A 24,298-nucleotide genomic window follows, 5' to 3' on the forward strand; every position below is an offset into this window, starting at 1 on the left:
GCGGCCGGATGGTGGGGACCGGGCTCGGTCGTCACCATCCGAGGAGGCCGTCATGTATCTGCAGACCGAAGCACCCGAGTCGTCGCCGCGCCGGGCGAGGCGCGCCGCCCTGATCATCGGCGGTGCCGCGATCGTCGCGCTCGCCCTGATCGGCCTCGTCGCGGTCGTCGTCTCGTCCGGCGAGGAACCCGCGAACGTGAACACCCTCGAGTCGGCGCAGACGGTGTGCGACGCCGGCCGCAACGGCACCAAGCTGGACGGCTCGACCCTGCTCGTCGACATGCGCGGCAGCAAGGACAAGGCCGGGGTCGACCTGGTCACGCTCGAGTGCATCCTGGAGCAGTTGAACGTGCCGGAGGCGGTCAAGCAGGACATGTTCTCGACCCGGCCGAGCGACGGGCGCCAGGAGGGCACCTGGTTCGGCACGAGCGCGTCCTGGACGTACGACCCGGCCAAGGGCCTCGACCTGACCGTCACACGGGCGCCGTGAAGTCGTCGGCGTGGTCGACCGCCCACTGCCGGAAGGAGTGGGCGGGCCGGCCGAGGAGCTCGTCGACCGTGCGGGTGACGGGCTCGGGCCGGTCGACCAGCGACGCCCAGTAGGCCACCGCCTGCTCGGCCCACGCCGGGTCCGCCCATTCCGCCATCGCGGCGCGGGCCTCGGCGGGGTCCTGTTCGACGCAGCGGACGGGCCTTCCGATCGCGGCCCCGATGGCGGCGACCTGGTCGGCCTGGCTGATCGCGGCTGGCCCCGTGAGGACGTGCGACCTTTGTTGCCCGTCGCCGGTCAACGCGACCGCCGCGACGGCGGCGATGTCCGCCTCGTGGATCAAGGACCTTTGGGCCAGCGGGTACGGGATCCGGACCGGCTCGCCCGCCCTGATCGCCGCCGCCCAGCCGAGCGTGTTGGTGGCGAACCCGGAGGCGCGCAGGAAGGTGTGGTCGAGGTCGGCGTCGACCACGGCCTGCTCGACCGCGCCCCAGACGCCGATGGTGCGCCGGTTGTCGTCGGTGACCTGCATGGCGGAGACGTAGACGACGTGCCGCACGCCCGCGTGTGTCAGTGCCTCGACGACGCCCTTGATCCCGTCCGGGCTCAGCGAGGGCCAGAGCAGGAAGACCCGGTCGACGCCGCCGCTCAGCGCCTTCTCGAGGCTGGCGGGGTCGTTGAGGTCGCCCGGCTGGATGGCGGTCCCCGGCGGCAGGAGCGCGGCGGCCGCCGCGGGTCGGCGGGCGAGCACCCGGAACGGCGCTCGGCCGGCGTGCAGGTGGTCGACGAGGTGGCGGCCGATGTTGCCCGTACCGCCGGTCACGAGGATGGTCATGCCCCCAGCCTCGAACCTCAACATTTGTTCAGGTCAAGCTAGGCTCGTCGGGTGCCACCGGCGAAAGAGCTGACTATCGGCGACCTGTCGGCGCGCAGCGGCGTGCCGCAGTCAGCGCTGCGCTTCTACGAGCGCCAGGGCCTGATCGCGAGCCGGCGGACGAGCGGCAACCAACGCCGGTACGACCGCACCGCGCTGCGCCGGATCGCCTTCATCCGGGCCTCGCAGCGGGTCGGCATCCCGCTGGCTCAGGTCGGGGAGGTGCTCGCCTTCCTGCCGGAGGGCCAACCCCCGACCCGCGAGTTCTGGGTGCGGGCCTCGGAATGCTGGCGCGAGGCCCTCGACGACCGCATCGCGCGACTGGAGCGGATGCGCGACCGCTTCACGAGCTGCATCGGCTGCGGCTGCCTGTCCTTCGACGAATGCGCCCTGGTCAACCCGAACGACACCCTGGGCGAACGGGGCCCGGGCGCCCACCTCCTCGAAGCCCGCTGAGCTACAGCGCGCCCGGCTGGCTGCTGGTGTCGTACGCGTACTTGGCCGCGACCACGGCTGGCTGGACGTGCTCGGGGTCGACGCCGTGCACGTTCAGCGGCGGGTGGAAGCGGCGGACGAGCGCCGCCTCGACGGTCTCGGGCTCCGGGTCCTCGGCCCAGGTGAAGCGCAGGTGCGCGTGCATCCACGCGGTCAGCCGTGCCTCGTCCTCCGGAACCAGAACCACCCGGTCGGTCCAGGTCGTCTGGTAGCCCTCGGACACGAGCAGCCCGGCGAGCGTGCGGCGCAGCGTCGAGCTGCCGGAGCGCCGGAGGTGGTTGCGGAGGATCCGGCCCCGCAGGTTGGTCGCCCGACCGAGATACAGCAGCCGCAGGGCCGGGACGTTCGTGTTCTGCGGCCCGGGGAGGTCGGGAAAGATCGAAGGAGCGGCCCACCAGGCATAGACACCGCTGCCCCGCCCGAGCGCCTTGGCCGCGACGTCAAGTGCGACCGGCGGGCCGGAGAGCAGCCGCAGTGCCTCCTCGACGCGGTCCTCGTCGGTGCGGACGTCGCGAGGTCGCTCAGGAGTAGTCATCAACACGATGCTAGGCGCCACGCTCGAACGTAGCCGCGCCGCGGGGCTCACCCACGGCCGCCGGGGGTCGCGTCCGGGCACGGCCGCGGTGGCGTGGGGTTCGCCCCCGGGCGACCGGCGTGGCGTCCAGGCATGGCCGCGGTGCCGCCTGGCCCTCCCCCCGGGTGGCAGGCGTCGGGTTCGGGCATGGCCGCGGTGGCGCGGGGCCCCCACGGCGACCGGCGTCGCGGTCGCTTCAGACGTAAGTGACTGTCACCGGCGCCTCCGCGAAGGCTTCGTAGCGGGCGATCTCTTCCGTGAGCGCCTTGCGTTGGCGGGCGGTCGGGTCGATCAGCAGGTCGAGGTCGAGGGCGATCCCCTTGGGTTTGGCCTTGCGGCGCCAGAAGGCGCCTATCTGGCCGTCGAAGGCGACCGGGTGGAACAGCATGTTCTCCGTGTATTGCCCCGGCGCCGGTGCGTTGCCCGCCAGGTTGTAGGCGTATTTCGTGTCGCCGTAGGCGACCACGTATTCGTCGTAGCCCTGGAGCAGGGCGGCGGCCGGCGGGGGAGCGGGCGGTGGGGCGTCGGTGGCGAAGTAGAGCGTGCGGCCGTCGACGACCTCGCTGGACAGCTCAGCCCCGCAGGCGGCGATGCCCTTCTTGATCTCGGCCACCGTCAGGCTCGACCACCAGGCGAAGTCTTTGATCGTCGCCGGCCCGTGGCTGGTGAAGTAGCGCCGGGTCAGCTCGGCAAGGGCCTCTTCCGGAGACAGGGAGACCGGCGCCGCGACGCGCTCCGACACCAGGGCGTAGGTGTGTTGCTTGCCGCGCATCGCACCGTTGGCGATCAGGCCCTCCAGCTCCGCGAACATCACCACGTAGGCGAGCTTGTTGCCGGTCGCCTCGAAGCCGGCGCGGGACAGGGCTTCGCCAAGCTCCTTGCGGGTCAGGTGGTTGCCGTCGGTCAGGGCGTCTCTGATGATCTCGGTGGTGGTGGCCGCGGTTGTCGGGTCGAAGCCGTGGAGGCGGTTGTAGTAGCGGTTGAAGGCGTGCACCCGGTGGGCGGTCGCCGCCTGGATCCAGCCGAGCTCCGAGCCCAGCACGAAGTGCCACGTCGGGCGCAGGATGTGGGTGCGCAGGATGGTGCCGTCGTCGAGTAGTCGTTGGATGTCGGCATCGACGAGACCGGGCGCGCAGCGTTGGGCGACCGACCACTTGGCCACCGCGTATTCCTGTGACTGCACGCAACCCAGCCGGCGCACCGCGGCGACCGGGTCGGCGCCGGGCGGGCCGGCCAGGTGCTGCTGGTGCAACCGCCGAGGGCCGATCTCCGTCGCTTCCATGCCTGGAGTCTAAGAAGGACCACCGACAAGAAATGACGGCGCGGCGGCCAGGACGAAGCCGCCGCGCCGTAGAGCAGGAACAGGTCAGGAGGCGTGCTCCTTGCGGACCGCCTCCGTGAGATGGCTGGGCACCGGCTCGTAGCGGGCGAACGTGCGCCCGAACGTGCCCGCGCCCGAGGTCATTGACCGGAGCTCGACCGCGTACCGGACCAGTTCCGTGGCCGGCACCTCGGCCCGCACCAGGGTGCGCTCGCCGCCGGCCTCGTCGGGCTCGGTGCCGAGCACCCGGCCGCGCCGCGAGGACATGTCCGACATGACCGCGCCCACGTACGTGTCGGGGATCCGGATGATGATCTCGTCCACCGGCTCCAGCAGCGAGACGAGCCCCTTCTCGGCGGCGTCCTTCAACGCCATCTGCCCGGCTGTCTGGAACGCCGCGTCGGACGAGTCGACGCTGTGCGCCTTGCCGTCGAAGAGCGTGACCCGCACGTCGACCAGCGGGTAGCCGGCCATTATGCCGCGCTCCATCTGCGCCCGGACGCCCTTCTCCACCGACGGGATGTAGTTGTGCGGCACCGCGCCGCCCACCACCTTGTCGGCGAACTCGAAGCCCGCACCGCGCTCCAGCGGCTCCACCTCGATGTCGCACACGGCATATTGCCCGTGGCCGCCGGACTGCTTGACGTGCCGGCCGTGGCCCTTGGCTCCGGTGACGAACGTCTCGCGCAGCGCGACGCGTACCGGCTCGGTGTCGATCTCGGCCCCACCGCTCCGCAACCGGTCCAGGACGACGTCGGCGTGCGCCTCGCCCATGCACCACAGCACCATCTGGTGCGTGTCCGGGTTGCGCTCGAGGCGCATGGTCGGGTCGCCCGCCACCAGCCGGCCGAGGTTCTTGGCCAGCGTGTCCTCGTCGGAGCGGGTCTTCGCCACGACCGCGACCGGCAGCAACGGCTCCGGCATCTCCCACGGCGCGACGAGCAGCGGGTTCTCCTTCGACGAGATCGTGTCGCCGGTCTCCGCGCTGCCCGACTTGGTGATCGCGCAGATGTCGCCGGCGATGCACGAGGACACCTCGCGCAGGGACGAGCCCAGCGGAGAGTAGATGTGCGCGATCCGCTCGTCCGAGTCGTGGTCAGGGTGACCGCGTTGTTCGAGACCGTGGCCGGAGATGTGCACGGCCGACTCCGGGCGCAGCGTGCCCGAGAAGACGCGGACCAGCGAGACCCGGCCGACGTGCCGGTCGATCGTGGTCTTGACCACCTCGGCCACCAGCGGGCCGTCGGGGTCGCAGGTCAGCGGCGGGCGCGGCGAACCGTCTATTCCGGTGACCACCGGCAGGTCGTGCTCGAGCGGCGACGGGAACGCCGACGTCAGCATCTCGAGCAGCGAGTCGATGCCCACGCCGCTCTCGGCGCAGGTCGGGATCACCGGATAGAAGTGGCCGCGGGCCACCGCCGTCTCCAGGTCGTTGATCAGCACCTCGGTGTCGATCTCTTCGCCCTCGAGGTAACGCTCCATCAGGGTCTCGTCTTCGCTCTCGGCGATGATCCCCTCGATGAGCTCGTTGCGTGCCTCGGCGATCGCGGGCAGGTGCTCGGGATCGGGGTCGCGCACCTCGGGCGGGTGACCCTTGCTGTAGTCGAAGACCCGCTGCGTGATCAGGCCCATCAGACCGACGGTCGAGACGCCGTCGTCGCCGAGCATGGGCAGATATAACGGGAGTACGTTGTCGCCGAACACCCGCTGGCAGAGCGCGACCGTCTCGTCGAAGTCGGCGCGCTGGTGGTCGAGCCGGGTGACCGCGACCGCGCGCGGCATGCCGACGCTGGCGCATTCCTCCCACAGCGTCGCGGTCGCCGCGTCCATCCCGTCGGCGGCCGGCACCACGAACAGCGCCGCGTCGGCGGCGCGCAGCCCGGCGCGGAGCTCACCGACGAAGTCGGCGTACCCGGGGCTGTCCAGCAAGTTGACTTTGACGCCGTTGTGCATGAACGGTGCTGCGGCGAGGCTGACCGACCGCTGCTGTTTGACCGCGGCCGGGTCGTGATCACAGGTCGTGGTGCCCTCGGTCACCGAGCCGGCACGGCTGATCGTGCCGGTCGCGGCCAGCAGCGCTTCGACCAGGGTCGTCTTTCCCGACCCTGAATGGCCGACGAGCACCACGTTGCGAACCCTGCCGGGCTCGTCCACCACCGGCGCGGGGCCGGTGACTCCCTTCTCTGGACCCTTTTGAGCCATGGGGACCTCCCTGGGTGAGCTAGCTCACGTCATCTCTCGATCCCACACCCGCAACCGGCTGTACACAAGCCCGACGCCAAAGGTGAGCGAGTGACTGGTGACCCGCTCGGGAACAGCGGGTCACCGTATCGTCCGGGCCGTCACACCGTTATCGTGGGACCGCCATGGCGAAGATCTTCCAGGTGTCAGCGCGGGCCACTATGGCCCATGTCATCGAACCCATCGCCCGACGACTGATCGCTTGGGGTGTCACACCCAATCAGGTGACGGTCGCCGGGACCCTCGGCGTGGTCGGCGCCTCCGTCGGTTTGGGCGCGACGGGGCATTTCATCGCGGGTGCGCTGGTCGTCACCGTCTTCGCCCTCGTCGACCTGGTCGACGGCACGATGGCGCGGCTGTCCGGTGGCTCGACCCGGTTCGGCGCGCTGCTCGACTCGACCATGGACCGCATCGCCGACGGCGCGATCGTCGGCACGGTGATCTACATCCTGGCCGAGCGCGGTGACCGCTGGGGCGTGGTCGGCGGCATCATCTGCCTGGTCCTCGGTGCGGCCGTGTCGTACGTGAAGGCCCGGGCCGAGGGTCTCGGCATGACGGCCAACGTAGGCATCGCCGAGCGCGCCGAACGCCTGATCATCATCGGTGTCGGCGGGCTGCTGGCCGGCGCCGGCCTCGCGTGGGGCTTCGCGGCGGCCGTCTGGTTCCTGGCCGCGCTCTCGACGATCACGGTCGGGCAGCGCCTGGCGTACGTCTACAAGCAGGCCAAGGTCCTCGACGCCGCCGACCGTGCCGAGCGGGCGTCGTGAACCCTGCCGACCTCGGCTACGCGGCCGGCTGGAAGCTCGTCCGCGGCATGCCCGAACCCGTCGCGCGCGGGCTGTTCAAGGCAGCCGCCGACTACGCACACCGCAAGAACGGCCGGGGTACGCAGCGGTTGCGCGCGAACCTGCGCCGGGTGGTCGGCCCGGACATGCCGGACAACGAGCTCGACGCGTTGGTACGGGCCAACCTGCGCTCGTACGCCCGCTATTGGCGTGAGGCCTTCCGGCTGCCGTCCCGCACGCACCAGCAGCACCTCGACGACTTCCAGGTGGATAACTGGCAGTTGCTGGCCAAGCTGCTCGAAGACGGCGGCGTGATCATGGCGCTGAACCACTCCGGCAACTGGGACGTCGCCGGTGCCTGGGTCACCGCGAACGGCTGGAAGCTCACGACGGTCGCCGAGCGGCTCAAGCCGGAGTCGGTCTACGAGCGCTTCGTCGAATACCGCCGCAGCATGGGCTTCGAGATCATCCCGCTCACGGGTGGCGAGCAGCCGCCGTTCGACCTGCTGGTCCAACGGCTGCGCGAGGGCGCCACCGTGCCGTTGCTGGCCGATCGCGACCTGTCCAAGCGCGGCGTCGAGGTCGAGTTCTTCGGCGGGCGCACGCGGATGCCGTCGGGTCCCGCGTTGCTGGCGATCCGCACGGGTGCGCCGTTGCTGGTGATCGACGTCTGGTACGACGAGAAGTCGACCCGCGGCTACATCAACCCGCCGATCGAGATACCCGGCCCGGAAACGGGAACGTTGCGGGAGCGGGTGGCCGTCATCACCCAGCGGATGGCCTCCGCGTTCGAGGCGACGATTGCCCGGCACCCCCAGGACTGGCACATGCTCCAGCGGGTCTGGTTGGACGAGCCACCGACCCCGGAGGTCTGAGGAGGTGGGCAGGATGCGGATCGGCATCGTGAGCCCCTACTCCCTCGACGTGCCGGGCGGCGTACAGAACCACATCCTCGACCTCGCGCAGGCCCTGATCGGGCTGGGCCACGAAGTCAGCGTGCTCGCGCCCGCTGACGAGGACGCGGAGCTCCCGCCGTTCGTGGTGCCCGCCGGTCGTGCGGTTCCGTTCCCGTACAACGGATCGGTGGCGCGCATCGCCTTTGGCCCGGTGTCCGGCGCGCGGGTCCGCCGTTGGCTGGCCCGCGGCGACTTCGACGTCCTGCACGTGCACGAGCCGCTGGCGCTGAGCCTGTCGATGCTCGCGGTGCTCAACAGCCGTGGCCCGGTGGTCGCCACGTTCCACACGGCGATGACCCGCTCGCGCGCGCTGTCGGCGGCGCAGGGCGCGCTGCGGCTGGTGCTGGAGCGGATCACCGCGCGGATCGCGGTCAGCGAGCTAGCCCGCAAGGTGCAGGTCGAGCACCTCGACGGTGGCGCGGTCGAGATCCCGAACGGCGTGGACGTCGCGCGCTTCGCCGCCGCCTCGCCGTTGCCAGGTTGGCCCGGCACCGGTGGTTCGCTCGGGTTCCTGGGCCGGTTCACCGAGCAGCGTAAGGGCTTCCCGGTGTTGCGGGACGCGTTCGTCTCTTTGGCGGCAGTCCGGCCCGGCCTTCGGCTGCTGGTCGCGGGGCCGGGGGACCTCGACGAGCTGCTGTCCGGGATCCCATCCGGGTTGCACGACCGGGTCACCTATCTGGGCCTGGTGTCCGAGCCCGACAAGACCCGGATGCTGCGCAGCGTCGACGTCTACGTCGCGCCGAACACCGGCGGCGAGTCGTTCGGGATGATCCTGACCGAGGCGATGGCCGCGGGTACGCCGGTCGTGGCCAGCGACCTCGACGCGTTCCGCCGGGTGCTCGACGGCGGCCGGGCCGGTCGGCTGTTCCCCACCGGCGACGCGGTGGCCCTGGGGGATGCGGTGGGTGCGCTGCTGGACGCCCCGGATTCGCGGGCAGAGCTGGTCGAGTCGGCACGGTCCGTGGTGGCCGGTTACGACTGGCCGGTGGTCGCGCTGCGGGTGCTCGAGGTGTACGCGGCCGCGATCGAGGCCACCAACGGCCGGGTGATCGACGTGGAGTGGTCCGAGCCGCGCTGAGCCTCTTTTAGCTCCCGGTCATGAACATCGTGGTGGTCGCGATGATCGAAACCTGGACCTCGTCGAGGAGCTCTCGCACGGCGGTCGACTGCCACGGCTCGGGCAGTGCGGCGAGGCAGCGCTCGACGTCGGCGCGTGGCACACCCGGGAAGGCGGACGAGGTGAGCCCGGCCGCGAGAGCGAGGGTGGCCAGCGTGTGGGTGCGTTCGTCGGTGGTTCCGCCGTCGATCAACGCGGTCAGCCTGGCCCGGGTCTCGGTCTCGGCGGGTGGCTCGCCGCCGGTCGCGGAGGGGAAGCGGGGGAGCGGCACCAGCAGGACCCGGCGCTGTTCGCGGAGCAGCACGCCACGGTCGACGAGCCGGTCGAGCACGAGGTCGCGCAGGCCGCCCCGGATGGCGTCGAGGAGTTCGCCGGGCTTGGCTTCCCGCCCGTACCCGGTGATGCGCTGCAGCCCGTGGTCGAGGATCGGGTCGCCGGCCCCAGTCTCGGTCTTGTCGACTCGCACCCGGCCTCCGGCGAGTTTGATCCGTCGGGCCGTGGCCAGCTCGACCAGCACCGCGCCGGCCAGACCGTAGTCGAGGGTGCCGGAGTCGGGGGTCGGCGTGCCGTCGTCCTCGTACCCGAGCAGCAGCAGATCCTCTGCCAGACTGACGGTCATCTGTCCATCGTAGACGTTGTTCCATTGTGTACTTCGTGGCCCGGTGCCCGGTTCCTGGCCCGCCGCCCCATCAATGCCCCTGTGCAGGCGTTCGTCACGCTCCGTGATCGGCGGTCCTGGCGGTGAGATGATCCCCGTCGAGCTGGGCGCACTACGATGCGCAACATGTGGTGGGTCGTAGTGGTGGTCGCCGTGGTCGCGGTGCTGGCCACGTACCTGACGTGGACGGCGCAGCGGGTGGACCGCCTGCACGCCCGTTCCGCCGCGGCCGCCCGCTCGCTCGACGCCCACCTCCTGCGCCGCTCGGCGGCTGCCGCGGTGCTGGCGGAGGAACGCCAGGCACCTGAGCTGTACGCGGCGGCGCGGATCGCCCTGGACGCCGTGCCGGAGGAGCGCGAGGCCGCGGAGAACGACCTGACACGGCAGTTGCGCACGGTGCCCCTGTCGCCGGAAGACCCGAAGGACGACGCGGTGATCTCAGCGAGCCGGCGGCTCGGACTGGCCCGCCAGGTGCACAACGACCTGGCCCGGGAGGCCCACGCGGCCCGCCGCCGGCGCCTGGTCCGGGTCCTGCTGCTGACCCGCCGCCACGACCGGCCGAGGTTCTTCGACATCGACGACCCGACGGTGACTGCGTCCCGTCCGGTCGCTCCGGTATCACCGGCCCCGGTGGTCGCCCCACCTCCCGCGGCGGGCGTGGCGGGCTGACCGCGTTGTCCCTCGCCGCGGGGCGGTGGCGCTGGGCGTCCGGGGGCGTTCGGGGGCCGGGCTAACCATCCATCTCCTTTGGCGGCCGGCAGTTCGGGCAAGGACTGGGGTGGCCGCCGTCCGCGGTTAGTGAGCGCTCACCACCCGGGCGGTTAGTGAGCGCTCACCACCCAGGTGGTTGGTAAGCGCTCGCTAACCCCCTGGGTGGTGAGCGCTCACTAACCGCCCGGCGGCCTGGTGTGGTGTGGCTCTTTCGACCGCGGACCTGGCAGGGGTGGGCCCCCTTGGGCCCGGCCCGGTCTCCGGCGGGAGCGACGGTCGTGCCCACTGCGGGCCCGGGAGCGGAATCGATCTGTCGATGGGTGTTAGGCAGGCCACTGGGGGGTCGATTGGATATCGGTTAGGGGCCAATTCCCCATTACCCTGGCGTGCGAAGCTTTCGGCGAGAAGGAGTGTGGCCACGTGACCGAGTCCACCGAGCAGGGCGGCGTTACCGGTACGTCGCGGGTCAAGCGCGGGATGGCCGAGATGCTCAAGGGTGGTGTGATCATGGATGTGGTCACCCCCGAGCAGGCCAAGATCGCTGAGGACGCGGGGGCCGTCGCGGTTATGGCGCTCGAGCGGGTGCCGGCCGACATTCGGGCTCAGGGTGGGGTGTCGCGGATGAGCGACCCCGACATGATCGACGGCATCATCAACGGCGTTTCGATTCCGGTGATGGCCAAGGCGCGGATCGGGCACTTCGTCGAGGCGCGGATCTTGCAGGCGTTGGGTGTCGACTACGTCGACGAGTCCGAGGTGCTGACGCCGGCCGACTACAGCAACCACATCGACAAGTGGGCGTTCAGCGTGCCGTTCGTGTGTGGGGCCACCAACCTGGGTGAGGCGCTGCGGCGGATCACCGAGGGCGCCGCGATGATCCGGTCGAAGGGCGAGGCCGGCACCGGCGACGTCTCCAACGCGACGACCCACATGCGCAAGATCGGTGGGGAGATCCGGCGGCTGACGTCGCTGTCTTCCGACGAGCTCTACGTGGCCGCCAAGGAGCTGCAGGCGCCCTACGACCTGGTCGTCGAGATCGCGCGGACCGGCAAGCTGCCGGTCGTGCTGTTCACGGCGGGCGGCATCGCCACCCCGGCCGACGCGGCGATGATGATGCAGCTCGGCGCCGAGGGCGTGTTCGTCGGTTCCGGCATCTTCAAGGCCGGCAACCCGGCTGAGCGCGCGGCCGCGATCGTCAAGGCGACCACCTTCCACGACGACCCGGACGTGCTCGCCAAGATCTCTCGCGGCCTGGGCGAGGCCATGGTCGGCATCAACGTCGAAGAGATCCCGCAGCCGCACCGGCTCGCCGAGCGTGGCTGGTGAGCGGTCGCCCCGTTGTCGGCGTGTTCGCCCTGCAGGGCGACGTGCGTGAGCATGTACGCGCGCTGACGGCCGTCGGGGCCACGGCGGTGCCGGTGCGCCGGCCCGCCGAGCTCGACGACGTGGACGGCCTGGTCATCCCGGGCGGCGAGTCGACGACGATGAGCAAGCTGTCCGTCGACTTCGGACTGTACGACCCGATCGCGAAACGCATCGCCGACGGGATGCCCGTCTACGGCTCGTGCGCCGGCATGATCATGCTGGCTTCGACGGTCCTGGACGGGCGTCCCGACCAGCAGAGCTTCGGCGCGATCTCGATGACGGTGCGGCGCAACGCCTTCGGGCGACAGGTCGACTCGTTCGAGGCGCCGGTGTCGGTCTCGGGCCTCGACGCTCCGTTCCACGCCGTCTTCATCCGGGCGCCGTGGGTGGAGTCGGTGGGTGCCGACGTCGCGGTGCTGGGCTCGATCTCGCGCGCGGGGGTCGACGGCACGGTCGCGCCGCACGTGGTGGCGGTGCGGCAGGGTGCGGCGTTGGCTACGTCGTTCCATCCTGAGCTGACCGGGGATCTTCGTCTGCACGAGTTGTTCGTGGAGATGGTGCGCGAAGCGGCCTGAGTAGGGCCGGGTCGCGCGCCGTCGTTGTTGGTGCGCGGCGAGGCGTCCGAGTTGCCGGTCTGTTTGGGTGGGTGCGGCGCGGAACTCGTCGCCTCCGCCGGGTTGCTGACCAGTTCGCGGACCGCGCGGCGGTGTCGTCGCCGTCGAGCGGCTCTACGCCGACCACCCCGATGCCGGGCTAGAGAGCCGGATGCCGGTCTACGTCGGCGCGGCGCCCCCGGGCTGACGGGACAGCTCGCACGCACGTGGGAGGTCGCCGCCTTGGGTGTGGCCCTTGCGTCTCGTCGGCGGTGATCGGGCGGCGGTGGTTTGGTCGCCTCGGTGGCGTGCGGCGAGGCGACTTCGGTGTCCCGCGCGGCTCGGTCCTCATGTTCGCCGGCGGCCGGCCGCTTGTTGTGTCTACGCCGCTGTGGCCTTTGCCCGTTTTCCGTGGCGGGTCAGTTGGTGTGCTGGTGGTTTTCCCACGGCGGACCTGGCAGGGTCGGGCCCCCTTGGGCCCGGCCCGGTCTCCGGCGGGAGCAACGGTCGTGCCCACGGCGAACCCGGGACATGACCTTGATGTTTCGCTCCCCTTGGGCCCGGCCCGGTCTCCGGCGGGAGCAACGGTCGTGCCCACGGCGAACCCGGGACATGACCTTGATGTTTCGCTCCCCTTGGGCCCGGCCCGGTCTCCGGCGGGAGCAACGGTCGTGCCCACGGCGAACCCGGGACATGACCTTGATGTTTCGCTCCCCTTGGGCCCGGCCCGGTCTCCGGCGGGAGCAACGGTCGTTCCCACGGCGAACCCGGGACATGACCTTGATGTTTCGCTCCCCTTGGGCCCGGCCCGGTCTCCGGCGGGAGCAACGGTCGTTCCCACGGCAAACCCGGGACATGATCTGGATCTTGATCTCGCTCTTGGCTCATCCGGGCTGAGGCGGCTGGGGCATAACCCTCTCTCGTCGGTAGACTTGGTGGCTTGGGCAGCCCAGCCCGCCCGTTTCCGCTGCCCAACTGGGGTTATTTCGGAGGTCATCCATGTCTGGCCACTCAAAGTGGGCGACGACCAAGCACAAGAAAGCCGTCATCGACGCCAAGCGCGGCAAGATGTTCGCCAAGCTGATCAAAAATGTCGAGGTGGCGGCGCGCACCGGTGGTGGCGATCCGGCCGGTAACCCCACGCTGTACGACGCCATTCAGAAGGCGAAGAAGACCTCGGTTCCCAACGACAACATCGAACGCGCCGTCAAGCGTGGTTCGGGGCTCGAGGCGGGCGGCGCCGACTACCAGACGATCATGTACGAGGGCTACGGCCCCAGCGGTGTCGCTCTGTTGATCGAGTGCCTGACCGACAACCGCAACCGGGCGGCGACCGAGGTGCGCACCGCGCTGACCCGCAACGGCGGCTCGTTCGCCGACGCCGGCTCCGTGTCGTACATGTTCACGCGCAAGGGCGTCGTGATCGTCCCGAAGACCGGGCTCTCGGAAGACGACGTGCTGCTGGCCGTCCTCGACGCGGGCGCCGAAGAGGTCAACGACCTTGGCGAGGCGTACGAGGTCGTCTCCGAGCCGACCGACCTGGTCCCGGTGCGCACGGCCCTCCAGGACGCCGGCATCGACTACGAGTCGGCCGAGTCGTCGCTGGTGCCGAGCGTCAACGTACCCCTCGACGAAGAAGGCGCCCGCAAGATCTTCAAGCTGATCGACGTGCTCGAAGACTGCGACGACGTCCAGAACGTGTACGCGAACTTCGACGTATCAGATGAGGTTATGCAGCTCATCGATGCCTAGGGGTCGCTGCCGTCGGACCTCGGCACGCCGGTCCATTGCCTAGACTGGCGTCTATGGATGAGCGGCGACCTGGGCGGGTGACCGGCGTTCTGGGTGCGTTGGTCGCAGCGGCGGGAATGATCCTTGTCCTGAGCAGCTTCCGCGATTCGCCCGATGGCCGGGAGATTCTGGTGGGTGGCATCCTCGTCGTGGCCGGACTGCTGCTGCGGATAGAGGGAGCCATTTGGGCGAGCCGCGACGAGGTGGAGGTCGAGCCGGATCCAGACGGCGACCGTCAGTTGTGATCCCGCCTCGTCGGAGGCATCAGATGAGGTTATGCAGCTCATCGATGCCTGACGTCGGCTGACTGACCAGCGTGTTGGGGACGGTGGTGGCTGGCTCGGGAGCGATCAGCGTCCCCATCCACTACGGCAGGTTATCCACAGTCCACAATGGTCGCAGGCGAAACATTCCCTGACCACCGGTAACGTGAACGCCGTGAACGAGCCGCGCACCGCACCTGCCTGGTTGGCCGACGCCATCCTCTACCAGATCTATCCGCAGAGCTTCGCCGACTCCAACGGCGACGGGATCGGTGATCTCGCCGGTGTTCTCGAGCGGCTCGACTACCTGCAGTGGCTGGGCGTCGACACCGTGTGGTTCAGCCCGTTGTTCCGTTCGCCGTTCGCCGACGCGGGCTACGACGTGAGCGACTACCTATCGGTCGCACCGCGCTACGGCAGCAACGACGACCTGGCCGCCGTCGCCGAGGCCGCGCGGTCCCGTGGCATCCGGGTGATGCTCGACCTGGTCGCCGGGCACACCTCCGACCAGCACCCGTGGTTCCGGGCGTGGGCCGACGATCCCGACGACGACCGCTACATCTGGTCGCCGAAGGTGGGTTCGCCGGCCGGTGCGTGGGCGCCGACGCCGGGGAGCCGCGGCGGCTACTTCATGCTCAACTTCTATCCGTGCCAGCCGGCGCTCAACTTCGGCTACGCCCGGGACGACGCGCGCGAGCCGTGGCGGCAGCCGGTCGACGCGCCTGGTCCGCGGGCCAACCGGGAGGCGTTGCGCGAGATCATGGCCTACTGGTTCGACCGGGGCATCAGCGGCTTCCGGGTCGACATGGCGTCGTCGCTGGTCAAGGACGATCCCGGGTACGTGGAGACGGGCCGGCTCTGGGGCGAGATGCGCACCTGGATCGACCGCGCCTATCCCGACAACGTGTTGATCCCGGAGTGGGGCGACCCCGCCGTGGCGGTGCCGGCCGGCTTCCACGCCGACTTCTTCCTGCACTTCCGGGGCAACGCGCTGCTATCCCTGTGGCACCTCGGCGTCGGGACCGCCGACCCGTCGTGGCCGGCGGAGCCCGCCTTCTTCGACGCCGAGGGACTTGGGGCGATCACCGAGTTCGTCACCCAGTGGCAGAACGCGGCCGAGCTGATCGGCGGCACCGGTCACATCGCGCTGCCGACGGCCAACCACGACTACGCGCGCCTGGTCACCGGCAGCCGCTCCCGCGAGCACGTCGGCGCCGCGTACGCGTTCCTGATGACCTGGCCGACCCTGCCGACGATCTACTACGGCGACGAGATCGGCATGCGCTACATCCCCGATATGCCCGACAAAGAGGGCAGCATGCTGGCGCCGCTGAACAACCGCACCGGCTCGCGCACGCCGATGCAGTGGGACGCGTCCCCCAACGCCGGCTTCTCGACGGCGCCGGCCGACCAGCTCTACCTACCGATCGACCCCGACCCGGCCCGTCCGACCGTCGCCGCGCAACGCGATGACGAGGGCTCGCTGCTCAACCTGGTCCGCCGGTTGATCGCGCTGCGCCGGGCTACGCCCGCGTTGGGCAGTTCGGCGCCGGTCGAGGTGCTGCACCCGGGCTACCCGTTCGTCTACACCCGCGGCGGCACCCACCTGGTGGCGATCAACCCCCGCCGGGAACCGGCCACCGCGTCGCTGCCGGCGGGGCTGGTCGGCGACGGCGTGCGCGCGCTCGAGGTCCACGGCGCCCGCCTCGCCGAGACGGAGGTGAAGATCGACGGCTTCGGCTACGGCATCTACGCCCTCTGAGGGCCACGCGCGGCGTCATACGGCGCGGCTGCGAAAACACCAGGGATTCGGAATTGGACCGTGTGGGTCGGTCCTGGTGAGGGATAGCGTCGGAGCATGGATCTTGCTGCTGCGCAGAAGCTCTGGGAGCCGATCCCGGGCTGGCTCAACACCGCCAGCTATGGCCTGCCGCCGAAGCCCGCCTGGGATGCGCTTCAGGTGGCGCTCGACGACTGGCGGGTCGGTCGCACGTCGTGGGAGCCGTGGGACGAGGCGACCCAGCGCTGCCGGGCGGCCTACGCGCGGATGATCGGTGTGCCGGTTGCCGACGTTGCCGTCGGCAGTGCGGTCTCGCAGCTTGTCGCGCCGGTCGCCGCCGCGATTCCGGCCGGTGGCAAGGTCGTGGTGGCCGATGTCGACTTCACCTCGATCGTGTTCCCCTGGGCGGCGCACGGGCTCGACGTCGTCGCGGTGCCGGTCGAGAAGTTGGCCGACGCGCTCGATCCGAGCGTCGACGTCGTCGCGTTCAGCGTGGTGCAGTCGGCCGACGGCGTTATCGCGGCCTACGACGAGATCGTCGCCGCGGCGCGGGCCGCCGGTGCGTTGGTCGTCGTCGACGGCACGCAGGCCTGCGGGTGGCTGCCGTTCGACGGCTCGCTCGCCGATGCCGTTCTGACCGGCGGTTACAAGTGGTTGATGGGGCCGCGCGGCACGGCCTACGGCTACTACTCGCCGGAGCTGCGGGAGCGGATGACTCCGTCGGCGGCCGGCTGGTACGCGGGTGCTGACGTGCACAGCTCTTACTACGGCCTGCCGCTGCGGCTCGCCGAGAACGCGCGGCGCTTCGACATCTCGCCGGCGTGGCACAGCTTTGTCGGCTCGGCGCCGGCACTGGAGCTGATCGAGGAGATCGGCGTGGGCACGATCCGCGACCACAACGTGCGCCTCGCCGACCGGTTCCTGGCTGGGCTCGGCAAGCCGCCGGCGGGCAGCGCGATCGTCACCGTCGACGTGCCCGACGCCAAGGAAAAGCTGGAGCGGGCGGGCATCCGCGCCGCCGTGCGGGCCGGCCGGGTGCGCGCGAGCTTCCACGTCTACTCCACCGACCACGACGTCGACCTGACCCTCGAAGCGTTGTCGCGGTAGCTGGCGCGTTGAGTCCGAAGTGGTCGGGCCGCGCCTTGCTACTGCTTCGGTCCCATCCCGGCCAACAGGACGTCGACCACCTGTTCCGGCATTTTGTCGGCGTCCAGGTCGGGGTGCCAGCGCAGCACTCGTTGCACGAGGATCGGGCCGATGAGCATGGCCAGGATGAGCTCGATGTCTAGGTCCGGCCGGAGCTCGCCGTTCTCCACGCCCCGGTTCAGGACCTGGCGTACGCGGTTGCGGCGCGGCTCGATGATGTCCTGGTAGGCCTGGTAGTGCTCTTCGCTGCGCATCAGGTGCGGCAGGATGCACGGCATGATCTTCGCGAAGCGCGGGTCGTGGTTGGTCGGGCCGACCTGCGAGAGCAGCGCGATCAGGTCGTCGCGGACCGACGTGCCGGTGACTTCCGGGCCGGGGTGCTTGAGGGTGGCCAGGGCGTCGTGGAGGAGAGCCTCCTTGCCCGGCCAGCGGCGGTAGATCGTCGCCTTGCCTACTCCGGCGCGGGTGGCGATCGCCTCGATCGACAGGACCTCGACCGAGGTGCCCTCGGCGAGCAGGTCGAGCGTGGCCGAGATGATGGCCTCGTCGACGCGGAGGCTCCGCGGGCGACCAGGCGCCCGCGGAGCTTCCTCGGCAGCTTGCATGTGGTCCATTGTTGCTGACCTCAGCCGGCCGTCGCCAGTTCTCCGGCTTCCACCTCGACCGGCTGGACGTGGTCGGCGCCCGCCTGACGGCCCGGCATCCAGACCACCGCGGCGACGATCCCGACGGCGAGGACGATGGCGCCTCCGCCGGCCGCCCAGTGCATCGCGGTCATGAACGCGTCGTTGGCCGCCGCGACCAGGTTGTTGCCGGCCGCGCCCACCTGGGACGCGACGCCGTACGCGCCGGAGATCGATTCGTTGGCCACCTCGCGGGCCGGGCCGGGCAGTGCGGTCGTGGTCGGTTCGATCTGGCCACGGTAGACGGCCGCGAGGATCGAACCGAGGATCGCGATGCCCAGGGCGCTGGCGACCTGGCGGATCGTGTTGCTGACCGCCGAGCCGACGCCCGCCTTCTCGCGGGGGAGTGCCGACATGATCGATTCCGTGGCCGGCGCCATGATGTTGGCCATGCCGACGCCCTGGATGAAGAAGTCGAGCAGCAGGAACCAGACCGCCGTCTGCGCGTCGACGAAGACGAAGCCGATCAGCGACAGCGTCACCAGCGAAAGGCCGGTGGCGGTGACCGCCTTTGCCCCGAACCGCTGCACCATGGCGTGGCTGCGCGGCGCGAAGATCAGTTGGGCGATGGCGAACGGCAGGAACAGCAGGCCGGTCTGCAGCGGCGAGTAGTCCCGGACGAGCTGCAGGTAGAACGAGCTGAAGAAGAACACGCCCATCGACGCGAAGAACGTCAGGCCGATCGCGGCGATCGGTGCCGAGAACCGGGGGTTCTTGAACAGTCGCACGTCGAGCGAGGGGAACTTGACCCGCGACTCGTACCAGACGAACGCCGCCAGGACCGCGAGCCCGCCCAGGCCGGTGATCAGCACCTCGGCATTGCCGAAGCCGTTCTCGCCGCCCTTGATGATGCCGTAGGTCAGGCCGACGAGGCCGACCACCGACATCAGTACGCCGGCGATGTCGATCCGGCCGGGGCGCGGGTTGCGCGACTCGGGCACCAGCAGGGCGACCGCGACCAGGCCGATGATGACGACCGGCACGTTGATCAGGAAGACCGAGCCCCACCAGAAGTGCTCGAGCAGCGTGCCGCCGAGGATCGGGCCGATCGCGATGGCCAGGCCGACCGCGCCGGACCAGACACCGATGGCCTTGCCGCGCTCGCGCGGGTCGAACACGTTGGAAATGATCGACAGTGTCACCGGCATGATCGCCGCGCCGCCGATGCCCATCAGCGCGCGGGCGCCGATCAGTTGGGCCGGGTTCTGCGCGTACGCCGAGAGCAGCGACGCCAGGCCGAAGAGCGCGAGGCCGACCAGCAGGAACCGCTTGCGTCCGAAGCGGTCACCGAGCACGCCGAATGAGAACAGCAGACCCGCGAACACCAGCGTGTACGAGTTGATCGCCCATTCGAGCTCGCTCTGCGTCGTGCCGAGCCCGTGCACCGGGTCGGCGAGCGTACGCAGGGCGACGTTCAGGACCGTGTTGTCCAGCACGACGACGAGCAGGCTCACCACCAGCACACCGAGGATCGCCCAGCGCCTCGGATGTCCGGTGTTAGCTGATTGCTCCACGTCCGTCTCCCCCCGATAGTTCTACGTCTTGATTACGAAACGGCACAGGTTCGTATCGCATGGGAAAGCTACGCCTAGGGGATGCGATACGGAACGGTCTCGTATTAAATTGTGAGCCCCGTCACGACTGGGGCTTGCGTGGCCGGCCAGGCCGGCGATGATGGTGGTGGATGCGCACGGAGGAGGGCGCCGTGGTCGACCTGTTGCCGAAGATGGCCCCCGAGGCACCGGACGGATACGTGTCGTTCGTCGGCCGCCATCTGACCTCGCTGCGCCTCGAGTCGGCCCAGTTGGCCGGCGACGCCTGGCACGCGGAGGAGATCTATCCCGAGGCGCTGACCGATGTCGCTGCCCGGTGGCAGTGGCTGGAGCTACGCGCGCACTGGTTCGGCCGGCCGGGCGCGGCGGACGACTACCTGCGGCAGGTGCTCACGGACCGCGCCAAACGGTGGCGGGCCGAGCAGATCTACGAGGTGGAGATGGTGGTCCTGCGCGCCGACCCCGCCGAGGCGGTCGACGGTCCGGGCACGGCCGCCGAGGGCGCGTCCGGTCCGGGCGGTCCGGGCAGGGCGTCGGCAGCGGGCGACGCGGCAACGACGAGCAGCGGCGGTCCGGTGTTCGCGCTGGTCTCGGAGACGGCGCGGCAGCCGAGCCAGCACCGGCTCCCGGCGGCGCCGTTCACGACTGCGGACCAGCAGCGGCTGCCGCCGGCGCCGTTCACGACCGGGCCGTCGACCGCGTCGAGCGCGGGCCTCGCGAGATACCGCCGGACCGGGCCGGGGCGCAGCAGCATCGGCCTGCGCCAGGCCAGGTTCCTCAGCCCCAAACGGCTGCCGCCGGCACCGATCGCGGAGGCGGCGATCGCCTGGTGGCACGCCTACGTGGCGCAGCGCCGACGCAAGCGGGTCGCCAGTGTGGTCGCGGTGATCCTGCTCCTGGCCGCCCTGACCAACTTAAGAGCCACCGGCCGGATGTAAGAGACCAGGCGACCCATCCTAGGACGCCTTAGGGGATGTGCCGCACCGCGCCAGGTAAAAGAGGCGAGGATCAGGCCGCCGAGCGGAAGAACGCGCGGATGTCCGAGACCAGGAGCGCAGGCTCCTCCATGGCGGCGAAGTGCCCGCCACGCTCGTACTCCGTCCACCGCACGATGTTGTTGCTCCGCGCCGCGATGTGCCGCATCGGGATGAAGTTGTCGCGCGGAAAGACCGCGAGGGCGGTAGGCGTGCGCGACGGCTCCGGCGGCCCGCCCCAATAGGCGGCGTGCGCGCGCTCGTAGTAGATGCGGGCCGAGGAACCCGCGGTGCCGGTGAGCCAGTACAGCATCACGTTGGTCAACAGGTGGTCGCGATCGACCGGCCCCGACCGCGGGTCGGTCCACTCCTTGAACTTCTCCGCGATCCAGGCGAGCTGCCCGACGGGGGAGTCGGTCAGCCCGTAGGCGAGGGTCTGCGGCCGGGTGGACTGGATGTCGGCATAGCCCTGGCGATCCCGGAGCCACTCCTGGGTACGCGCCCACGACGCCAGCAGCCGTCCGCGTTCGCCCGGGTCCAGCGCGACCAGCTCAGCCGCGGTCGGCTCGCTGGTGGCGTGCGCGCCGGACAGCAGGTTCAAGTGGACGCCGATCACCTCACTAGGGCGGAGACGCCCAAGCTCCCGGGAGATCACGCTGCCCCAGTCGCCGCCCTGCGTGCCGTAGCGCGCGTAGCCGAGGCGCCGCATCAGCTCACCGAACGCCTCGGCGACCCTGCGGTGCTCCCAGCCGGTCTCCTGGGTCGGCCCGGACAGGCCGAACCCGGGAATGTGCGGCAGGACCAGGTCGAACGCGTCAGCGGGGTCGCCGCCGTGCGCCCGCGGATCGGTCAGTGGCCCGACGACCTGGCTGAACTCGACGATCGACCCGGGCCAGCCATGGGTCATGATCAGCGGGGTCGCGTCCGGCTCCGGCGACCGGACATGCGCGAAGTGGATCAGCGCCCCGTCGACCGTGGTCGTGAACTGCGGCCAGTCGTTGAGCCGGGCCTCGGCGGCCCGCCAGTCGTACTCGTGCCGCCAGTACCGGACCAGTTCCTCGAGATAGTCGCGAGGTACGCCGTAGGCCCAGCCGACCCCCGGCAGCGAGGACGGCCACCGGGTGCGGTCGAGGCGCGCGTTCAGGTCGTCGAGCTCGGTCTGGTCGACGTCGAGGCGGAACGGGCGAATGGACTGGTCAGGCACAGGCAGGAAGGCTACGCCGACGTTCCGGTGCGGAGTCGGTGCAGGCGCAGGGCGAGCTGGACCTCCAGGGACCGTTCCGGCTGTTGCCAGTCCGGGCCGATCAGTTGGCCCACCCGCTCCAGCCGCTGGGTCACCGTGTTGACGTGGACGTGCAGCAGCTCCGCCGCCTTGGCCAGACCGCCACCCACCCCGAAGTACGCCTCCAGGGTGCGGACCAGCGCCGTGCCCCTGCGCACGTCGTAGTCGACCACCGGCCCGATCGCCGACGCGATGAAGCGGGCCACCTCCGCGTCGCCCGCCGCCCCGGTCGTGCCCAGCAGAAGGCCGACGAAGCCCAGCTCCGACGCCCCCGCGCCCTCGCCGACGCGGCCCAGCGCGGTCAGCGCCGACAGGCACCGATCCGCCTCCGCGAACGCCGCACCCAGGGAAGAAGGCCCGGTGGACGGGCCGCCCGCACCCGCGGTCATCGGTCGCCCGGACACCCGGGCGGCGTCCTTCGCCACCAGCCGGGCCGCCGACCCCGGATCACTGCCGGGCAGCATCAACAGGATGCGGCCGTCGCGGGCGGCGGCCAGCCCACCCCGGGACAGCGCGTACGACGTGGCCCACGACAGCACCCGCTGCCGCCCGGCGGTGTCGTCCCCGACCGCCACGAGGACCTGCGGCGCGTCGAGGTCCACACCGAGGCGACGGGCACGGGAGCGCAGCGACTCGGCGTCGCGGACCGGCCGGGAGACCAGCTCGTCGAGCAGCTCGCCGCGGACCCGGCCCTCGGCCTCGGCGACCGTGCGGCGGAACAACAGCAGCAGTGCGGTGACCAGCGCGGCCCGTTCCAGGATCCGCTGGTCCGCGTCGACGAGCTCCGCGGTCGGCCGGAGCACCAGCGCGCCGAGGTCCTCGGTGCCGGCGACCACCGCCGCGTACCAGGCGTCGCCGCGCCGGACCGACCGCCGTTCGGCGCGGGACGCCGCGACGGCCTCGGCCAGGGTGGCCCGGTCGGGCTCAGCGATGGAGCCGACCCGGGCCAGCTCGCGGCCGTCGGCGTCCAATGCCAGCAGCGCGCCGCCCAGGACCTCGGTCACCGCCGCGGTCACGTCCTCGACCCCGCCGCCGCGCAGGACCAGCGCGGTCATGCGGTCGTGCGCGGACGCGGCCCGTTCCACCGAACTGCTGTGGGCCTGGATCGTCGTGTTGGCGGCCGACAGCTCCGCCAGCGCCACCCGCGTCTCGGTGAGCAGCCGCGCGGTGTCCAGCGCCACCGCCGCGTGGGCGGCCAGCGAGCCGAGCAGGGCCACCTCCTCGCGGGCGAACGGGCGCGCGGAGCGGTTGGCGGCATAGAGCACACCCAAGGACGACGAACCCAGCCGCAGGGGTACGCCGAGAATCGCGACCAACCCCTCCTCGCCGACGCCGGCGTCGATCTCGCCGGTGTGCCGGAACCGTTCGTCGACGTGGTAGTCGGCGGTGACGTACGGGGTGCCGGTCTGCGCGACGAGCCCGCCGAGGCCGGCGCCGAGAGGGAGCCGCAGCCGCTGGAAGCGGGCCGACACCGAGCCGTCGGTGACCCGCATGTAGATGTCGCCGCGGTCGTCGTCGTTGAGCGTCAGGTAGGCCACGTCGGCGCCGAGCAGGGTCCGCGCCCGGTGCACGATGGCCCGCAGCACGTCGTCGACGTCGCGCAGGCCGGCGAGGTCGGCGGCGGTGTCGACCAGCCCGGAGAGCTCCACCTCGCGTTGCCGGCGGCGTTCCAGCAGGGAGCGCACCCGCAGCGCGGCCAGTTTGGCGCGCTCGAGGTCGGCCACCTGGTCGGGTGGCAGCCCGGCCGCGCGGGCGGCCAGCAGCGGACCCTCGAACTCGACGGCCGCGGCCTCCCGCGCCAGCAGTTCGAGAAACTCTCCAGTCATGGCGTTCAGCTTGCCGTCCATCCCCCGTCCATGGCGATCGAGGCCCCGGTGATGAAGGATGCCGCCGGGGTGCACAGGTAGGCCAGCAGCTCCGCGACCTCGGCCGGCTCGACCAGGCGCTTGACCGCGGACCGGGCCAGCAGGATCGACGAGAGCACCTCCGACTCGGGGATGCCGTGGCTTCGCGCCTGGTCGACGATCTGGCCCTCGACGAGCGGCGTACGCACGTATCCGGGGTTGACGCAGTTGGCGGTGACCCCGTGGGCGGCGCCCTCCAGCGCGATCACCTTGGAGAGGCCCTCGACGCCGTGCTTGGCGGTGACATAGGCCGACTTGTACGCGGACGCGCGCAGCCCGTGCACCGACGAGATCGTGACGACGCGGCCCCAGCCCCGCTCGTACATGTGCGGCAGCACCCGCCGGACCAGCCGGAACGGCGCCTCGACCATGACCCGCTGCAACGCCGCGAAGGTGTCCGGCGGGAACTCCGGCAGGGGAGCGACGTGCTGGAAGCCGGCGTTGTTGACCAGCACGTCGACATCGGCGTCGAGGCGCTCGATGGCGTCGCCGTCGGTCAGGTCGAGCTCGACGGCGACACCGCCGATCGCGGCTGCCACCTCCTGGGCGGTCGCCGCGTTGCGATCGACGACGACCACCTTCGCACCGGCGGCGGCGAGCCGGGTCGCGCAGGCGCGCCCGATCCCGCTGCCGCCTCCCGTCACCAGCGCGGTGCGCCCGGTGAGGTCCAGACGTACGACGTGGTGGTCAGCCACCCGATCTGCTGCCATGGCGCATGAATGTACGAGCGTTCGGGGCTGCG

23 protein-coding genes are annotated in these 24,298 nt (G+C 70.8%); 13 read left to right on the plus strand and 10 right to left on the minus strand.

Annotated features, from left to right (window positions below):
• Positions 1-52: 52 nt before the first annotated feature.
• Positions 53-490: a hypothetical protein gene (locus tag BLV39_RS23395; RefSeq protein WP_090796795.1), complete on the plus strand. Its 438-nt coding sequence runs from the start codon at positions 53-55 to the stop codon at positions 488-490.
• On the opposite strand, the gene BLV39_RS23400 is transcribed toward BLV39_RS23395, so the two are convergent.
• Positions 474-1,325, minus strand: a complete 852-nt coding sequence (locus BLV39_RS23400) for an NAD(P)H-binding protein (protein ID WP_090796798.1) — start codon at positions 1,323-1,325, stop codon at positions 474-476. The two genes, BLV39_RS23395 and BLV39_RS23400, sit on opposite strands and share 17 nt — an antisense overlap.
• A gap of 51 nt (positions 1,326-1,376) precedes the next feature.
• Here BLV39_RS23400 and soxR point away from each other — a divergent pair, with 51 nt between their 5' ends.
• Positions 1,377-1,820 carry a redox-sensitive transcriptional activator SoxR gene (gene soxR / locus BLV39_RS23405; protein WP_090796802.1) on the plus strand — a complete coding sequence of 148 codons (444 nt, stop codon included), beginning with the start codon at positions 1,377-1,379 and terminating at the stop codon, positions 1,818-1,820.
• 1 nt (position 1,821) lies between these two features.
• Here the strand turns inward: soxR and BLV39_RS23410 are convergent, their stop codons facing one another.
• From BLV39_RS23410 to BLV39_RS23420, 3 genes are all read right to left on the minus strand, one after another.
• A complete protein-coding gene (locus BLV39_RS23410; protein ID WP_090796805.1) occupies positions 1,822-2,394 on the minus strand; it encodes a GIY-YIG nuclease family protein in 573 nt (190 codons plus the stop codon).
• A 235-nt stretch (positions 2,395-2,629) separates the two neighbouring features.
• Positions 2,630-3,715: a winged helix DNA-binding domain-containing protein gene (locus BLV39_RS23415; protein ID WP_090796809.1), complete on the minus strand. Its 1,086-nt coding sequence runs from the start codon at positions 3,713-3,715 to the stop codon at positions 2,630-2,632.
• Between the two features lie 84 nt (positions 3,716-3,799).
• Positions 3,800-5,956 (minus strand): elongation factor G-like protein EF-G2, encoded by a 2,157-nt coding sequence (locus BLV39_RS23420; protein WP_090796813.1) that lies wholly within the window; start codon positions 5,954-5,956, stop codon positions 3,800-3,802.
• A gap of 164 nt (positions 5,957-6,120) precedes the next feature.
• Between BLV39_RS23420 and pgsA the strand changes: the two genes are divergently transcribed.
• The 3 genes from pgsA to BLV39_RS23435 are packed head-to-tail and all read left to right on the plus strand — an operon-like array spanning position 6,121 to position 8,814.
• A complete protein-coding gene (gene pgsA, locus BLV39_RS23425; protein ID WP_090796816.1) occupies positions 6,121-6,762 on the plus strand; it encodes a phosphatidylinositol phosphate synthase in 642 nt (213 codons plus the stop codon).
• Complete coding sequence (locus BLV39_RS23430; protein WP_090796819.1) at positions 6,759-7,655, plus strand: phosphatidylinositol mannoside acyltransferase; 897 nt, start codon at positions 6,759-6,761, stop codon at positions 7,653-7,655. The genes pgsA and BLV39_RS23430 overlap by 4 nt, the downstream gene beginning before the upstream one ends.
• Before the next feature lie 13 nt (positions 7,656-7,668).
• Positions 7,669-8,814: a glycosyltransferase family 4 protein gene (locus BLV39_RS23435; protein WP_090796823.1), complete on the plus strand. Its 1,146-nt coding sequence runs from the start codon at positions 7,669-7,671 to the stop codon at positions 8,812-8,814.
• A 7-nt stretch (positions 8,815-8,821) separates the two neighbouring features.
• Here BLV39_RS23435 and BLV39_RS23440 read toward each other — a convergent pair whose 3' ends face one another.
• Positions 8,822-9,472 carry a GOLPH3/VPS74 family protein gene (locus tag BLV39_RS23440; RefSeq protein ID WP_090796828.1) on the minus strand — a complete coding sequence of 217 codons (651 nt, stop codon included), beginning with the start codon at positions 9,470-9,472 and terminating at the stop codon, positions 8,822-8,824.
• Positions 9,473-9,637: 165 nt separating this feature from the next.
• On the opposite strand from BLV39_RS23440, the gene BLV39_RS23445 reads away from it, so the two are divergent.
• From BLV39_RS23445 to BLV39_RS23475, 7 genes are all read left to right on the plus strand, one after another.
• Entirely contained in the window at positions 9,638-10,180 is a 543-nt protein-coding gene (locus BLV39_RS23445; protein ID WP_239084128.1) for a hypothetical protein, read from the plus strand.
• A 462-nt stretch (positions 10,181-10,642) separates the two neighbouring features.
• Positions 10,643-11,548, plus strand: a complete 906-nt coding sequence (gene pdxS, locus BLV39_RS23450; RefSeq protein ID WP_090796832.1) for a pyridoxal 5'-phosphate synthase lyase subunit PdxS — start codon at positions 10,643-10,645, stop codon at positions 11,546-11,548.
• The gene (pdxT, locus tag BLV39_RS23455) at positions 11,545-12,162 is read left to right on the plus strand and encodes a pyridoxal 5'-phosphate synthase glutaminase subunit PdxT (protein WP_090796836.1); all 618 of its coding nucleotides are present in this window, start codon (positions 11,545-11,547) and stop codon (positions 12,160-12,162) included. The genes pdxS and pdxT overlap by 4 nt, the downstream gene beginning before the upstream one ends.
• Before the next feature lie 1,017 nt (positions 12,163-13,179).
• A complete protein-coding gene (locus tag BLV39_RS23460; RefSeq protein WP_090796840.1) occupies positions 13,180-13,932 on the plus strand; it encodes a YebC/PmpR family DNA-binding transcriptional regulator in 753 nt (250 codons plus the stop codon).
• A gap of 53 nt (positions 13,933-13,985) precedes the next feature.
• On the plus strand, positions 13,986-14,216 hold the full coding sequence (locus tag BLV39_RS23465) for a hypothetical protein (protein WP_143049847.1): 231 nt from the start codon (positions 13,986-13,988) through the stop codon (positions 14,214-14,216).
• A gap of 193 nt (positions 14,217-14,409) precedes the next feature.
• Entirely contained in the window at positions 14,410-15,996 is a 1,587-nt protein-coding gene (locus BLV39_RS23470; protein ID WP_090796847.1) for an alpha-amylase family glycosyl hydrolase, read from the plus strand.
• A 96-nt stretch (positions 15,997-16,092) separates the two neighbouring features.
• Entirely contained in the window at positions 16,093-17,121 is a 1,029-nt protein-coding gene (locus tag BLV39_RS23475) for an aminotransferase class V-fold PLP-dependent enzyme (RefSeq protein ID WP_090796851.1), read from the plus strand.
• A gap of 38 nt (positions 17,122-17,159) precedes the next feature.
• Here BLV39_RS23475 and BLV39_RS23480 read toward each other — a convergent pair whose 3' ends face one another.
• Positions 17,160-17,765, minus strand: coding sequence for a TetR/AcrR family transcriptional regulator (locus BLV39_RS23480; RefSeq protein WP_090797743.1), 606 nt, complete (start codon positions 17,763-17,765; stop codon positions 17,160-17,162).
• Positions 17,766-17,785: 20 nt separating this feature from the next.
• Positions 17,786-19,357, minus strand: a complete 1,572-nt coding sequence (locus BLV39_RS23485; RefSeq protein WP_090796856.1) for an MFS transporter — start codon at positions 19,355-19,357, stop codon at positions 17,786-17,788.
• A gap of 170 nt (positions 19,358-19,527) precedes the next feature.
• On the opposite strand from BLV39_RS23485, the gene BLV39_RS23490 reads away from it, so the two are divergent.
• Positions 19,528-20,334: a hypothetical protein gene (locus tag BLV39_RS23490; RefSeq protein WP_090796860.1), complete on the plus strand. Its 807-nt coding sequence runs from the start codon at positions 19,528-19,530 to the stop codon at positions 20,332-20,334.
• A gap of 70 nt (positions 20,335-20,404) precedes the next feature.
• On the opposite strand, the gene BLV39_RS23495 is transcribed toward BLV39_RS23490, so the two are convergent.
• From BLV39_RS23495 to BLV39_RS23505, 3 genes are read right to left on the minus strand one after another with little or no spacing between them, the layout of a single operon-like run.
• Positions 20,405-21,559 carry an epoxide hydrolase family protein gene (locus BLV39_RS23495; RefSeq protein ID WP_204083050.1) on the minus strand — a complete coding sequence of 385 codons (1,155 nt, stop codon included), beginning with the start codon at positions 21,557-21,559 and terminating at the stop codon, positions 20,405-20,407.
• A gap of 26 nt (positions 21,560-21,585) precedes the next feature.
• Positions 21,586-23,478 (minus strand): helix-turn-helix domain-containing protein, encoded by a 1,893-nt coding sequence (locus BLV39_RS23500; RefSeq protein ID WP_239084125.1) that lies wholly within the window; start codon positions 23,476-23,478, stop codon positions 21,586-21,588.
• A 5-nt stretch (positions 23,479-23,483) separates the two neighbouring features.
• Positions 23,484-24,266, minus strand: a complete 783-nt coding sequence (locus BLV39_RS23505; protein ID WP_090796864.1) for a 3-hydroxybutyrate dehydrogenase — start codon at positions 24,264-24,266, stop codon at positions 23,484-23,486.
• Positions 24,267-24,298: the final 32 nt, after the last annotated feature.

Origin of the sequence: Asanoa ishikariensis (assembly GCF_900107455.1) — a bacterium.
GTDB classification, from domain to species: domain Bacteria; phylum Actinomycetota; class Actinomycetes; order Mycobacteriales; family Micromonosporaceae; genus Asanoa; species Asanoa ishikariensis.

Excerpts from the sequence above, each read along its gene's own strand:
- BLV39_RS23480 (WP_090797743.1), bottom strand. The coding sequence starts at position 17,765 with ATGCAAGCTGCCGAGGAAGCTCCGCGGGCGCCTGGTCGCCCGCGGAGC.
- BLV39_RS23435 (WP_090796823.1), top strand. The coding sequence starts at position 7,669 with ATGCGGATCGGCATCGTGAGCCCCTACTCCCTCGACGTGCCGGGCGGC.
- BLV39_RS23410 (WP_090796805.1), bottom strand. The coding sequence starts at position 2,394 with ATGACTACTCCTGAGCGACCTCGCGACGTCCGCACCGACGAGGACCGC.
- BLV39_RS23500 (WP_239084125.1), bottom strand. The coding sequence starts at position 23,478 with ATGACTGGAGAGTTTCTCGAACTGCTGGCGCGGGAGGCCGCGGCCGTC.
- BLV39_RS23420 (WP_090796813.1), bottom strand. The coding sequence starts at position 5,956 with ATGGCTCAAAAGGGTCCAGAGAAGGGAGTCACCGGCCCCGCGCCGGTG.
- BLV39_RS23490 (WP_090796860.1), top strand. The coding sequence starts at position 19,528 with ATGCGCACGGAGGAGGGCGCCGTGGTCGACCTGTTGCCGAAGATGGCC.
- BLV39_RS23440 (WP_090796828.1), bottom strand. The coding sequence starts at position 9,472 with ATGACCGTCAGTCTGGCAGAGGATCTGCTGCTGCTCGGGTACGAGGAC.
- BLV39_RS23395 (WP_090796795.1), top strand. The coding sequence starts at position 53 with ATGTATCTGCAGACCGAAGCACCCGAGTCGTCGCCGCGCCGGGCGAGG.
- pgsA (WP_090796816.1), top strand. The coding sequence starts at position 6,121 with ATGGCGAAGATCTTCCAGGTGTCAGCGCGGGCCACTATGGCCCATGTC.
- BLV39_RS23475 (WP_090796851.1), top strand. The coding sequence starts at position 16,093 with ATGGATCTTGCTGCTGCGCAGAAGCTCTGGGAGCCGATCCCGGGCTGG.
- BLV39_RS23460 (WP_090796840.1), top strand. The coding sequence starts at position 13,180 with ATGTCTGGCCACTCAAAGTGGGCGACGACCAAGCACAAGAAAGCCGTC.
- BLV39_RS23445 (WP_239084128.1), top strand. The coding sequence starts at position 9,638 with ATGTGGTGGGTCGTAGTGGTGGTCGCCGTGGTCGCGGTGCTGGCCACG.
- BLV39_RS23415 (WP_090796809.1), bottom strand. The coding sequence starts at position 3,715 with ATGGAAGCGACGGAGATCGGCCCTCGGCGGTTGCACCAGCAGCACCTG.
- BLV39_RS23400 (WP_090796798.1), bottom strand. The coding sequence starts at position 1,325 with ATGACCATCCTCGTGACCGGCGGTACGGGCAACATCGGCCGCCACCTC.
- BLV39_RS23465 (WP_143049847.1), top strand. The coding sequence starts at position 13,986 with ATGGATGAGCGGCGACCTGGGCGGGTGACCGGCGTTCTGGGTGCGTTG.
- BLV39_RS23505 (WP_090796864.1), bottom strand. The coding sequence starts at position 24,266 with ATGGCAGCAGATCGGGTGGCTGACCACCACGTCGTACGTCTGGACCTC.